The organism is Bradyrhizobium sp., from assembly GCF_035484855.1.
Lineage (GTDB): Bacteria > Pseudomonadota > Alphaproteobacteria > Rhizobiales > Xanthobacteraceae > Bradyrhizobium.
Genome location: NZ_DATHOP010000264.1, coordinates 1 through 12,731 on the forward strand (window position 1 = coordinate 1; position 12,731 = coordinate 12,731).

General features: G+C 63.3%; 10 protein-coding genes. 4 read left to right on the forward strand and 6 right to left on the reverse strand.

The annotated features are described in order from the left end of the window. Positions 1-251: 251 nt before the first annotated feature. Positions 252-1,295 carry a glycosyltransferase family 4 protein gene (locus VK804_RS29750; protein WP_325751857.1) on the reverse strand — a complete coding sequence of 348 codons (1,044 nt, stop codon included), beginning with the start codon at positions 1,293-1,295 and terminating at the stop codon, positions 252-254. Positions 1,296-1,423: 128 nt separating this feature from the next. Between VK804_RS29750 and galE the strand changes: the two genes are divergently transcribed. From galE to VK804_RS29765, 3 genes are all read left to right on the forward strand, one after another. Further along, positions 1,424-2,437 (forward strand): UDP-glucose 4-epimerase GalE, encoded by a 1,014-nt coding sequence (gene galE, locus VK804_RS29755; protein WP_325751858.1) that lies wholly within the window; start codon positions 1,424-1,426, stop codon positions 2,435-2,437. Positions 2,438-2,560: 123 nt separating this feature from the next. Further along, the gene (locus VK804_RS29760; protein WP_325751859.1) at positions 2,561-4,369 is read left to right on the forward strand and encodes an ABC transporter ATP-binding protein; all 1,809 of its coding nucleotides are present in this window, start codon (positions 2,561-2,563) and stop codon (positions 4,367-4,369) included. A 45-nt stretch (positions 4,370-4,414) separates the two neighbouring features. Then, positions 4,415-5,119 (forward strand): fumarylacetoacetate hydrolase family protein, encoded by a 705-nt coding sequence (locus VK804_RS29765; protein WP_325751860.1) that lies wholly within the window; start codon positions 4,415-4,417, stop codon positions 5,117-5,119. 104 nt (positions 5,120-5,223) lie between these two features. Here VK804_RS29765 and VK804_RS29770 read toward each other — a convergent pair whose 3' ends face one another. Together VK804_RS29770 and VK804_RS29775 are read right to left on the reverse strand one after the other, a co-directional pair. Beyond that, positions 5,224-5,379 carry a hypothetical protein gene (locus tag VK804_RS29770; protein ID WP_325751861.1) on the reverse strand — a complete coding sequence of 52 codons (156 nt, stop codon included), beginning with the start codon at positions 5,377-5,379 and terminating at the stop codon, positions 5,224-5,226. Positions 5,380-5,838: 459 nt separating this feature from the next. Continuing rightward, entirely contained in the window at positions 5,839-6,906 is a 1,068-nt protein-coding gene (locus VK804_RS29775) for an alpha/beta hydrolase (protein WP_325751862.1), read from the reverse strand. 231 nt (positions 6,907-7,137) lie between these two features. On the opposite strand from VK804_RS29775, the gene VK804_RS29780 reads away from it, so the two are divergent. Then, positions 7,138-8,703 (forward strand): winged helix-turn-helix domain-containing protein, encoded by a 1,566-nt coding sequence (locus tag VK804_RS29780; RefSeq protein WP_325751863.1) that lies wholly within the window; start codon positions 7,138-7,140, stop codon positions 8,701-8,703. Between the two features lie 27 nt (positions 8,704-8,730). Here the strand turns inward: VK804_RS29780 and VK804_RS29785 are convergent, their stop codons facing one another. From VK804_RS29785 to metK, 3 genes are all read right to left on the reverse strand, one after another. After that, complete coding sequence (locus VK804_RS29785; RefSeq protein ID WP_325751864.1) at positions 8,731-10,191, reverse strand: NAD(P)/FAD-dependent oxidoreductase; 1,461 nt, start codon at positions 10,189-10,191, stop codon at positions 8,731-8,733. A 144-nt stretch (positions 10,192-10,335) separates the two neighbouring features. Then, entirely contained in the window at positions 10,336-11,766 is a 1,431-nt protein-coding gene (ahcY, locus tag VK804_RS29790; RefSeq protein WP_325751865.1) for an adenosylhomocysteinase, read from the reverse strand. Positions 11,767-11,984: 218 nt separating this feature from the next. Next, positions 11,985-12,731 (reverse strand): methionine adenosyltransferase (gene metK, locus VK804_RS29795; RefSeq protein ID WP_325751866.1); only part of this gene is annotated, 747 nt, incomplete at its 5' end.

Sequence of the window (12,731 nt, forward strand, 5' to 3'; positions counted from 1 at the left end):
CGCGTCTCCGGCGAGATGTACGAAAACAACCCGCCCTGATCCGTAAAACTGCCCCGCATGCGAGCCCCCGACGATTCATGATATACATTGAATCATCAACCGTAGGCCCTGACGAGGGCTTTTTCAGCAGACTGCTAGAGCGTTTTCGAGCGAAGTGGTCATCGGTTCGCGTGAAGAAAACGCGTCAAAACAAGAATCTAGAGCCCCGTTTCGATTCCATCGAAACGGGGCTCTAGACTGACCCGGCGCGATCAAAGCTTGCGATAGACCTCGGCTATCCCAGCTGCTTCCGCATCGAGGCTGAATTTCACGAGCACCCGCGCGCGTCCGCGCTGCCCCATCGCTGCTGCGGCTGCCGGATCGCGCATCAACGGCGCCAGCGCCACCACCAGCGCGTCGACGTCGCCGGGCGGCGTCAGCACGCCGGTCACGCCATCCTCGACCACGAGTTCGGCGGCGCCCGCGCGCGAGGCCACCAGCGCCGCACCGGCCGACATCGCCTCGATCAGCGTCAGCCCGAAACCTTCGTTGCGCGAGGTGAAGGCGTAGATCGTCAGCCGCTGGTACCAGCGCTGCACGTCGGCGATCTCCAACTCGCCGGTAACGACGATGCGCGACCCGAGGCCCGCGGCCTCGATCCGCTTTTTCAGCTCGCTCGCAAACGCGGTCTGCTCCGTGGTTATTCCGCCGACCACAACGGCGGAAAAATCAGGATAGCGCGGCAGCAGCCGGCACATGGCGTCCACGAACACGTCCGTGCCCTTTTGCGCGCGGACCCGGCCGAAGCAGCCGATGGCGTAGTGTCCGGGCAATCGACTTTCCGCGAACGCCGCCGCGCGATTGACGGGTGGCGCATAGGTGTCGGTGTCGACACCGTGCGGAATGACCGTTGCTTCCCGTTTGAGGAACGAGGCCGAAATATCGCTGGTGGCGATGATGGCGTCCATCCGCCGGATCAGCCATCGGGTGATCCAGCTATGGTGCCGCTGCGCCGCCGAGGTGAACACCAGTTTCAGGGGCCAGCCGAGCGATCGCAGCAGCACGCCTGCGATCATCTCGTTGTTGCGCCGGGCGTGCCAGATCAGCGGCGTGCCGCGGCGCCATAATTTCAAGAGATCGGAAAGACCCATCCGCGCGATGCCGTCGGGCGCGTCGGGACCGAGCCATGCCGCGCGGAACATCCGGGCGAGTTTCGGCGCCACCATGCGGTTGGTCGCGGTGACGCCGGAATAGCGCCTGTGCAGATTTGGCACAATCAGCTGCAGATGGTCAGCGGAAATGCTCTCGATGGCCAAGTCAGGCTCCGTTTCGCCGGTTCCTATACGCAACATTAAGCATAATGGCCAGTTCACATCAGCCGAAACCACCTCTTCACCCGCCGCCGGATAGCATCGTCCTTACATGGGGGGAGACGGGTGGACTCATGAGCGTGCTTGTCACCGGCGGTGCCGGCTATATCGGAAGTCATACGGTTCATGCGCTGGTGGAAGCCGGCGAGAACGTCGTCGTGATCGACAACCTGTCCACCGGCTTTTCCCAATTCCTGCCCGAATCCGCCCCCCTGTTCATCGGCGACGCCGCCGACGAAAACCTGGTCGAGGGCGTGATATCGGCGCACGGCGTCGAAAGCATCATTCACTTCGCGGGCTCCGTGGTGGTGCCGGAATCGATGCGCGATCCGCTCGCCTATTATCGCAACAACACCATGACCACGCGCAGCCTGCTCAACGTGGCGGTGAAGTGCGGCATCAACCGTTTCATCTTTTCCTCGACCGCTGCCGTGTACGGCAATCCGGAGCAGGTGCCGGTCCCCGAAAGCGCCCCGACGCGGCCGCTGTCGCCCTACGGCTCCTCCAAGCTGATGACCGAAATCATGCTGCATGACGTGGCCTCCGCCCACGGCATGAATCATGTCGTGCTGCGTTACTTCAACGTGGCGGGCGCCGATCCGCAAGCGCGCATGGGACTTGCGACCGCCGGCGCCACGCATCTGCTGAAGATCGCGGTCGAGGCGGCCACCGGACAGCGCGCCAAGATCGACGTGTTCGGCACCGACTACCCGACGCCCGACGGCAGCTGCATTCGCGATTTCATCCATGTCAGCGATCTCGCGCAGGCGCACCGCTCGGCGCTGTCCTATTTGCGCGGCGGCAGCCCTTCGGTGACGCTGAATTGCGGTTATGGCCGCGGCTACTCGGTGCTGGAAACCATCGAGGCGGTACGGCGCGTCTGCGGACGAAACTTTGCAGTCCAGTATGCCCCGCGCCGGCCCGGCGACATCATGACCATGATCGCGGACACCAGTCGCATCCGCGGCGTGCTCGACTGGACGCCGCGCTATGACGATCTCGAAACCATCGCCCGACACGCGCTGCAGTGGGAAGAAAAACTGTTCCACGAGCGCCAGGCTGATCAGCAGCACGCGGTGTCGGCCTAAATTCTCATCCGGCGCAAGTCCTGATTTGGACTTGAAAAACCATGCTATTGTAGGCAAGGAGACATCTCGCTCAAGCCCCTGACGCGCGGGCGATGATCGCCCAGCGCCGTCAATGGAACGCGGATGACCGAAGTTCTGAAGAAAATCACCGACGATCCCTATGGCGCTGCGATCCTGATTCGCCGCCTGATCTCCGAACAGGGCCTGGCCTACTGGCGGCGTTATCTGCTCGCTTTCGTGCTGATGGGGATATCGGCGGGCGCGACCGCGCTGTCGGCCTATGTGCTCGGCCAGGTCATCAACAAGGCCTATGTCGACAGGGATGTGCGCGGCATCGTCATCCTGTCGGGGATAACTGCCCTGCTGTTCATCCTCAAGGGGATCGCGACCTACGGCCACCAGGTGATCTTGTCGAAGATCAGCAACGCCATCCTCGCCAACAATCAACGCCGGCTATTCGCCAAATTGATGAACGAGAGCGTCGGCTTCTTCTCCGAGCGGCACTCGTCGGAATTTCTGGCGCGCCTGACCTCGGGCGCCTATTCGGTCACGCAGGTGCTGAACCTGCTGATCAACGCGCTCGGTCGCGACTTCCTGCTGCTGATCGGGCTGGTCGTGGTGATGCTGATGCAGGACCCCTATATGGCGCTGCTCGGTTTCGCGGTGGCGCCGCCGGCGATGCTGGTGCTGCGCAAGCTGGTCAAGCGCATCAAGGGGCTGGCGCATAACCAGTTCACCGGCACCGCCGACATCCTCGAAACCATGCAGGAATCGCTGCAGGGCATTCGCACCGTGAAAGCGTTCACGCTTGAACAGACCATGCGTGAGCGCATCGACGCCAGCATCGCATCGGTAGAGTACAACGCCAACAAGATGGCGCGGGTGTCCAACCGCGCCAGCCCGCTGATGGAGACGCTCGGCGGCTTCGCGGTCGCGGGCGGGCTGATGTATGGCGGCTACAGCGTGGTGGCGATGGGCGCCACCCCCGGCCAGTTCTTTTCGTTCCTGACCGCGTTCCTGATGGCCTATGAGCCGGCCAAGCGGCTGGCGCGGCTCAACATCGAGCTCAACAGCAACCTGATCGGCGCGCGCAAACTGCTGGAGATCGTGGACAGCCCGTCGAGCGAGCCGCTGGATGACGACAAGCCGGCCTTGAGGCTGACCGAGGCGCGGGTGGAACTGCGCGATGTCAGCTTCGCCTACCGGCCGAACGAACCGGTGCTCAACCGCATGAGCTTCGTGGCCGAGCCGGGCAAGGTCACCGCGCTGGTTGGCCCCTCCGGCGGCGGCAAGTCGACGGTGCTGGCGCTGTTGCTGCGGTTCTACGAAATCGGCGACGGCGAGATCCTGATCGACGGACAGTCGATTTCGGCGGTGTCGCGGCGCTCGCTGCGCCAGCAGACCGCCTATGTCGGGCAGGACGTTTATCTGTTCCGCGACACCATCGCGGCCAACATCGCCTTCGGCAAGGTCGGCGCCACCCAGGACGAGATCGTGGCCGCGGCGAAGGCGGCCTGCGCGCATGAATTCATCATGGGCTTTCCGCTCGGCTACGACACCCCGGTCGGCGAGCATGGCACGCAACTGTCGGGCGGCCAGCGCCAGCGCGTTGCGGTGGCCCGCGCGCTGATCAAGAACGCGCCGGTGATCCTGCTCGACGAGGCGACCGCGGCGCTGGATTCGGAATCCGAACAGCAGGTGCAGGAAGCGATCGAGCATCTGTGCCAGAATCGTACCACCATCGTCATCGCCCACCGCCTGCACACCATCATGCACGCCGACGCCATCCTGGTGGTCGAGGGCGGCGAGATCGTCGAGCGCGGCCGGCATGACGACCTGCTCCGCCGCAGCGGCCGCTATGCCTCGTTCTTCCGCATCCAGCACCGCGATGCCGGCCCGCTCACGCTGGCGCCGATCAGCGCAACCGCGTAAAGCTACCCCGCCTTTGCAGCCTCCAACCCCCGCCGAGAGCCCTTCATGAACGCCACATCCTTCGTCATTCCTGCGCCGCCGCAGCCTTCGCTTCCCGTCGTCGGCGAAACCAAATCCTTTCCGGTTCGCCGCATCTGGTGCGTCGGGCGCAATTATCTCGAACACATCCGCGAGATGGGCAATGACGAGCGCGCGCCGCCGTTCTTCTTCGCCAAGCACGCCGACATGCTGGTGCCCGACGGTGCCACCATCCCCTATCCGCCGCTGACCAAGGACCTGCATCACGAGGTTGAGTTGATCGTCGCCATGAAGAGCGGCGGCCTCAACATCCCCGCCGACAAGGCGCTCGACCATGTCTACGGCTATGCGGTCGGTATCGACCTCACCCGCCGCGACCTGCAAATCGCCTCGCGCAAGAAGGAACGGCCTTGGGAAATCGGCAAATCCTTCGACTATTCGGCACCCTGCTCCGCCGTTCAGCCGGCCGCCAAGATCGGCCATCCCTCCAAGGGCAAAATCTGGCTCACGGTCAACGGCACCGAACAGCAGAAGGGCGACCTTACCGAACTGATCTGGAACGTGCCGGAAATCATCTGGCAGCTGTCGCAACAGGTGGCGCTCGCCGCCGGCGACATCATCATGACGGGAACGCCGGCTGGCGTTTCCCAGCTCAATCCCGGCGACAAGATCGAATGCGGCGTCGACGGCGTCGGCACCCTGAAGGTTTCGATCGGCAAGCCGGCCGCGTAGCCGGCGCCGCTTCGATAACATCGCTGCCCCGAGCGTCGCTCGGGGTCACGCCTTCGATCGAAGAGAGAAAATAACGACGCCGGAAAAGGTACGGCGTCGGGGCCTCAGCCCCGCGCCAGCGCCTGCAGGCCCTTGAAGGTCAGGCGCTTGGGGTCCTTCACGCCGGCGAGATAAAGCCTGCGGATGAAGGCGGTGACCTGCTCGCGGTCGCAGTCGGTCAGCGCGACCACGGCGTCGATGGCGATCTTCTGGGCGTCCATGGCTTCCCCATGCTGTCTAAAAGCCCCGGCCGCCTGAGCCTAGGGGTCGCCGATTAATACGGCGTTAACCGTCCGCTCAGGATGGCCGATTCGCCAAAAACCGCGAATACCTGAAACAACGCATGGCCGCGTCAAGCCGCAGGCAGCGGCCTGGCCGCACACCCGATGACACGGTTCGGCTATTTGCCGAAAAGCAGCGACGGGCCAAATTGCGCAACGGCAACAAGCACGATGATTGCCAGCACTACCAGGACCGAGATATTGCGCATCGTCATCGTTGAATCCCCAGCTTCTGGGCGGAAGCTCCAAAGCCACCCCATCTTGCGAACTCCGTTTATCCGCCCCCGCGATAAGCGCGCGAACCAGCACAAATGCCATACTTCTGGTCCGGGGTGAACAATGGTTACGATTTGATCGCCTGCGGACTGGATGCACCAGTCCGCAGGTCGCAAGCGCCGATCAACTTTCGGCGACGTCGACGATGGCTTCGGCAAAGGCCTGCGGCGCCTCCTGCGGCAGATTGTGCCCGATGCCGCCCTTGATGGTCCGGTGCGCATAGCGGCCGGAAAACTTCTTGGCGTAGGCGCTGGGCTCCGGATGTGGCGCACCGTTGGCATCACCCTCCATTGTAATGGTGCGCACGGTGATCACAGGACTTTCGGCCAGCCGCTTTTCCAGGTCGTCATATTTCCGCTCGCCGTCGGCCAGGCCCTGCCGCCAGCGGTAATTGTGGATCACGATGGCGACATGGTCCGGGTTGTCGAAGGACGCTGCCGAGCGATCGAACGTGGCGTCGTCGAAATTCCACTTCGGCGAAGCCTGCTGCCAGATCAGCCTGGAAAAGTCGCGCCGGTATTTGTCGTAGCCGGCCCTGCCGCGTTCCGTTGCAAAATAGAATTGGTACCACCATTCGAGTTCTGCCTTCGGCGGCAGCGGCAGCTTGCCGGATTCCTGGCTGCCGATCAGATAGCCGCTGACGGAGACCAGGGCCTTGCAGCGCTCCGGCCAGAGCGCCGCAATGATATCGGCCGTCCGCGCGCCCCAATCAAAGCCGGCAAGCGTCGCCTTCTCGATCTTGAGCGCATCCATCAGCGCGACGATATCGACGGCGACCGCCGACGGCTGGCCGTTCCGCATCGTTTCGCTTGAAGCAAAACGCGTCGTACCATAGCCGCGCAGATACGGGACGATCACCCGGTAACCGGCCGACGCGAGCAAGGGCGCGACGTCGACGAAGCTGTAGATGTCGTAGGGCCAGCCGTGCAGAAGAATGACGGCAGGACCGTTGGCGGGACCGGCTTCGGCGTATCCGACATTCAGAAGGCCGGCATCGATCTGCTTCAGCGGACCGAACGACGTATGCGTACCGGGCTTGGTCCTGGGCAGATCCGCTGGCTTTGCCTTGCCAGGTTGCGCTTCGGCGGAGCCGCTCAATGCGAACTGGGCGGCAGCTAGGGTGATGGCTGCCGTGCCAAAAAAGCGGCGGCGGCGCAGGTCGATTTCTTCAGAAAGTTCAGGCTTGTCCATCGGTAAATCTCCTGGGTTCGATGCTTGGCGGGAAATGCCTCATCCGCCGGCTGTGGCGCGGACTTCAACTCTCGGTAGGCCAGTCTCGCCCAAGCCGGTATCTAGGCAACAGTGACCTGAACGAAAGGCATCCCGCTTGGAGATGGCTTGGATTTATCCTCCAGACGGTCATCAGTTTTGTGGTAGAGCTGTTGTGCTCGGGCTGGAGGCACCTGCGAGCGGGACCCGGTTTTGCTGTATCGGTTCGAACATTTTGTTCTCGATACCAACCGGCGCGAATTGCGCCGCGCTGGCGTCTTTGTTGCCGTCGAGCCGCAAGTTTTTGATCTGCTGGAGTTTCTCATTCGGGCTCGGGAGCGTGTGGTCAGCCGCGACGACCTCCTCGCCGCGGTGTGGCAGGGACGCATCGTCTCGGAGGCGACGCTCAGCAGCCGCGTGAACTCGGCGCGCGCGGCGATCGGCGACAATGGTGAGGAACAGCGACTGATCAAGACCCTTCCGCGCAAGGGTTTCCGCTTCGTCGGCGTGGTGCAGGAAGGTTCACAGTCCGAACCTGCGCTGAAAGGGGTGTTGGATAATGTGAGGCCGCGCATGGCCGACCCGGAGGGACCGGCGATCGCCGTGCTTCCGTTCACCAATATGAGCGGGGATCCCGAACAGGACTATTTTGCCGACGGGATGGCGGAGGATATCATCACCGCGCTGTCGCGCTGCAGCGGGCTGTTCGTCATCGCCCGGAACTCATCGTTCACCTACAAAGGCAGGGCGGTCGATGTGCGTGACGTCGGACGTGAGCTTGGCGTCGGCTACGTGCTGGAAGGCAGCGTTCGCCGCGGCGGCGAGCGGCTACGGATCAGCGGGCAGCTCATCGATGCAAGGTCGGGAGCTCATCTTTGGGCCGACCGCTACGATGGCGATCTGAACGATGTCTTCGATCTGCAGGACCGGATCACGGAAAGCGTGGTTGCGGCGATCGAGCCGACCTTGCAGTTCGCCGAGATCGAGCGCCACAAGCATGACCGGCCGAACGAACTCGACGCCTACGACCTGCTGCTGCGCGCCTACAGACTCGAAAATGAATTCACCGTCGACAGCATGGCGGCGGCGCTCGATTGCCTCGATCAGGCGCTGGCGATCGATCCGACCTACGCGCCCGCGATGGCGGCGGCCGCCTATTGCCATGCGCAGCGCCATTTCCAGGGTTGGCCGCAGGACGATGCGCATCGCGCCAAGGGCGTGCGGCTCGCCTGGCGCGCCGTCGAGCTGGCGCCGAACGACGCGCAGGTGTTGTGGATGGCCGCCTTCGCGATCTGGAACATGGCGCTGGAGGGAAGAGATGCCGCGCGCGAGATGTTCAGCCGCTCGCTGATGATCAATCCGAATTGCGCCATGGCGCTGGCGCTGGGCGGCTGGATTGAGACGATGCGCGGAAATCAGCCTGTCGGCCGCGAGATGGTTGAGCGCGCGCGACGGCTCAGCCCGCGCGATCCGCGCGGCTGGTTCATGTCGGGCGCGCTGGCGATTGCCGCTATCATTGACGAGAACTATCCCGAGGCTGTCAGCTGGGCGGAAAAGGCGCTCGTCCAGAATCGCCGTTACGCGGTGGCGCTGCGTGCGCTGGCGGTTTCCCTTGTCAAGGTCGGCCAACGCGACCGCGCCGCGCAGGTCGTGCAGGAACTGCTGACGGTCGAGCCGAAACTGACCATCTCCGGGTTTCTCACGCGGATACCGGTTCCCCTGAAATCCATGGCGAGAACCTATGCGGAAGCGCTGCGGGCGGCCGGATTGCCGGAATGATCGGGCACAGAACCCGACCTGCTCGCGTCAGGAATACTGCATCACCCCGTCATCGACCTTGCCGAAACGCAAGGTGACGATGTCGAGCGCGTAGTTCTGGTAGAGTCGCCACGGCCGCTTCGAGCCCTGCTTCGGCATTTGCGCGACCGAGCGCTGCACGTAGCCGGACGAGAAATTCAGCGACGGCAATTCGGTGATGGAGGGATCGACATTGTGCGGCATGCATTTCCTGTAGCCGTGCCGGTCCATGTAATTGATCAGGCGGCAGACATATTCGCAGGTGAGGTCGCATTTCAGCGTCCACGACGCGTTGGTGTAACCGAATGCGGACGCAAGATTGGGCACATCGGAATACATCATGCCCTTGTAGTTCAGCGTCCTGGCGAAATCGACCGTGCGGCCGTCGACGACGACCTCCATGCCGCCGAGCACCTGCAGCACGAGGCCGGTCGCGGTGACGATGATGTCGGCCTGCAACTCGCTGCCGTCCTTCAGCTTGATGCCGCCCTTCGTGAAGCTGTCGATTTCCTTGGTGACGACGGAAGCGCGGTCTTCCTTGATCGACTTGAACAGGTCGCCGTCGGGCACCAGGCAGAGCCGCTGGTCCCAGGGATTGTAGCGCGGCGTGAAATGCGTGGCGATGTCGTAGTCGGGGCCGAGCGCCATTCGCACGCCGCCGAGGATCAGCTGCTTGACCCGATCGGGCTTGCGCCGCGAGAGCTGGAAGAAATACATCCCCCACAGCACGTTGCGCCAGCGGATCAGAAGATAGGCGAGCTTTGAGGGCAGCCGCGCGCGCAGCTTGTTGGCGACGGGGTCCTGCGCCGGGCGCGACACCACATAGGTCGGCGAGCGCTGCAGCATGGTGACGTGGGCGGCCTTCCTCGCCATCTCCGGCACCAGCGTCACCGCGGTCGCGCCCGAGCCTATCACCACGACGCGCTTGCCCGCATAGTCGAGAGTCTCGGGCCATTTCTGCGGATGCACGATTTGGCCTTCGAAATCGGCGCGGCCCAAAAATTCCGGCGTATAGCCTGCCTCGTATCGGTAATAGCCCGAGCACATGAACAGGAAATTGCAGGTGAAGCTGATGGTTTCGACCGCGCCCTCGCCTGCCGTGCGTTCGGCCTCCACCGTCCAGCGCGAGTCCGGTGACGACCAGGACGCCCGCTTGACACGGTGATGGAAGCGAATCTTCTTGTCGATGCCGTTGTCGGCCGCGGTCTCGCGCACATAGTTCAGGATCCGCGGTCCGTCGGCGATCGCCTTGGCCTCGGTCCATGGCTTGAACGAATAGCCGAGCGTGAACATGTCCGAGTCGGAGCGGATGCCGGGATAGCGGAACAAATCCCAGGTGCCGCCGATGCAGTCGCGGCCCTCGAGGATGACGTAGCTTTTGCCGGGGCACTTCTGCTGCAGGTGAAACCCCGCGCCAATGCCGGACAGCCCGGCGCCGACGATCAGCACGTCGAAATGTTCTGAGGACATCGTGGTCTCCGCAACTGCCGCCGCGCCGGCCATGCACGACCAATCGCGGTCGGCGGAAAGCGGCAGTTTATACCCGCCCGCGCCGGCCGTATCCAGTACTTTTTGACACAGGTAGTGCCAATTTATGTGGCCGGCGAAAGGGCCTCAATACCGGTAATGATCCGCCTTGAACGGGCCTTCCGGCTTGACCCCGATATAGTCGGCCTGGTCCTTGCGCAGCGTCGTCAGCTTCACGCCGATCTTGGCGAGATGCAGCCGCGCCACCTTCTCGTCCAGCGACTTCGGCAGCACGTAGACCTTCTTGTCGTATTTGCCGTCCTTGTTGTTGGCCCACAATTCGATCTGCGCCAGCGTCTGGTTGGTGAAGGAGGCCGACATCACGAAGCTCGGATGGCCCATGGCGTTGCCGAGGTTGACGAGGCGCCCTTCCGACAGCAGGATGATGCGATGCTTGTCGGGGAATTCGATCTCGTCGACCTGCGGCTTGATGTTGGTCCATTTCAGGTTGCGCAGATGCGCGATCTGGATTTCGTTGTCGAAATGGCCGATGTTGCAGACGATGGCGCGATCCTTCATCGCGCGCATGTGCTCGATGGTGATGATGTCCTTGTTGCCGGTGGCGGTGACGAAAATGTCGGCGCGCGGGGCGGCGTCTTCCATGGTGACGACTTCATAGCCTTCCATCGCCGCCTGCAGCGCGCAGATCGGATCGATCTCGGAGACCATGACGCGGCAGCCGGCCTGCCGCAGTGACGCGGCCGAGCCCTTGCCGACGTCGCCGAAGCCCGCGACCATCGCGACCTTGCCCGACATCATGACGTCGGTGCCGCGGCGGATGCCGTCGACCAGCGATTCGCGGCAGCCATAGAGGTTGTCGAATTTCGACTTGGTGACGCTGTCGTTGACGTTGATCGCGGGGAACAGCAGCGTGCCCTTTTTCTCCATCTCGTAGAGCCGGTGCACGCCGGTCGTGGTCTCCTCCGAGACACCCCTGATGTTTTTCGCGATCTCGGCGAACCAGCCCTTGGGCTTTTCCTTCAGGAGCTTCTTGATCAGCGCGAAGAACACTTCCTCTTCTTCCGATTCCGGCTTGTCCAGAAACTTCACGTCGCCCTGCTCGGCGCGCAGGCCATGGTGCACCAGCATGGTGGCGTCGCCGCCGTCATCGAGGATCATGTTGGGGGTGCCGCCGCCGTGCCAGTCGAACATTCTTGCGGTGTAGTCCCAGTATTCGGCGAGGCTCTCGCCCTTCACCGCGAACACGGGAATGCCGGCGGCGGCGATCGCGGCCGCCGCATGATCCTGGGTCGAATAGATGTTGCAGGAGACCCAGCGGATATCGGCGCCAAGCGCCGCCAGCGTCTCGATCAGCACCGCGGTCTGGATCGTCATGTGCAGGGAGCCCGCGATACGCGCGCCCTTCAGCGGCTGCTTCGGCCCGTATTCCTCGCGTGTCGCCATCAGGCCGGGCATCTCGGTCTCGGCCAGCGAGATCTCCTTGCGGCCGAATTCGGCGAGCGAGATGTCCTTGACGATGTAGTCGGTGAAGGCGGGTTTCTTGGCGGTGGCGGTCATGTGATTTCTTCCTATGTCATCGACCGGTAGACGCCAATCGCGCCACCGAACTGAAATTCAATTTTCGTCATGCCCGGGCAAAAGTGCGAAGCGCGTCTTCGCACTAGATGTCCCGGGCATCCACGACTTCGCCGCATCAAGAGATAAGACGTGGATGGCCGGGACAAGCCCGGCCATGACGGCTTAAATATGTCGCGGCAGCATACGCGACTACTCGACTAGACCGCGCGCTTCAGCGCGGCGGCGAGGTCGGTTTTCTCCCACGAGAAGCCGCCGTCCTTTTCCGGCGCGCGGCCGAAATGACCGTAGGCCGCGGTGCGGCGGTAGATCGGGCGATTGAGCTCGAGCGAGCGGCGGATGTTGGTCGGCGTCAGCCGGAACATTTGCGGCAGCAGCTTTTCGAGCTTCTTCTCGTCGACCTTACCGGTGCCGTGGGTGTCGACCAGGACCGACATCGGGTCGGCAACGCCGATCGCATAGGCAACCTGGATGGTGCAGCGATCCGCGAGGCCCGCCGCCACCACGTTCTTGGCGAGGTAGCGCGCGGCATAGGCGGCCGAGCGATCGACCTTGGTCGGGTCCTTGCCGGAGAACGCGCCGCCGCCATGCGGGGCCGCGCCACCATAGGTGTCGACGATGATCTTGCGGCCGGTCAGGCCGCAGTCGCCGTCCGGCCCGCCGATCACGAAGTTGCCGGTGGGATTCACGTGCCATTCGGTCTGGGCGTCGATGAAGCCGTCCGGCAGCACCTTGAGGATGTAGGGCTTGACGATCTCGTGCACGTCGGCCGGCGTCAGGCCTTCCTTGTGCTGGGTCGAGAGCACGATCGAGGCGGCGCGGACGGGCTTGCCGTCCTCATAGACCAGGGTGACCTGGCTCTTGGCGTCGGGCTCCAGGCCGATGCCCCGATCCTCGTGGCGGGCCTTGGCCAGAATCTTGAGGATGTTGTGCGAATATTGCAGGGT

Coding starts and splice junctions, on each gene's coding strand:
- VK804_RS29785 (WP_325751864.1), bottom strand. CDS start 10,191: ATGTCCTCAGAACATTTCGACGTGCTGATCGTCGGCGCCGGGCTGTCC.
- VK804_RS29765 (WP_325751860.1), top strand. CDS start 4,415: ATGAACGCCACATCCTTCGTCATTCCTGCGCCGCCGCAGCCTTCGCTT.
- VK804_RS29760 (WP_325751859.1), top strand. CDS start 2,561: ATGACCGAAGTTCTGAAGAAAATCACCGACGATCCCTATGGCGCTGCG.
- VK804_RS29770 (WP_325751861.1), bottom strand. CDS start 5,379: ATGGACGCCCAGAAGATCGCCATCGACGCCGTGGTCGCGCTGACCGAC.
- VK804_RS29775 (WP_325751862.1), bottom strand. CDS start 6,906: ATGGACAAGCCTGAACTTTCTGAAGAAATCGACCTGCGCCGCCGCCGC.
- ahcY (WP_325751865.1), bottom strand. CDS start 11,766: ATGACCGCCACCGCCAAGAAACCCGCCTTCACCGACTACATCGTCAAG.
- galE (WP_325751858.1), top strand. CDS start 1,424: ATGAGCGTGCTTGTCACCGGCGGTGCCGGCTATATCGGAAGTCATACG.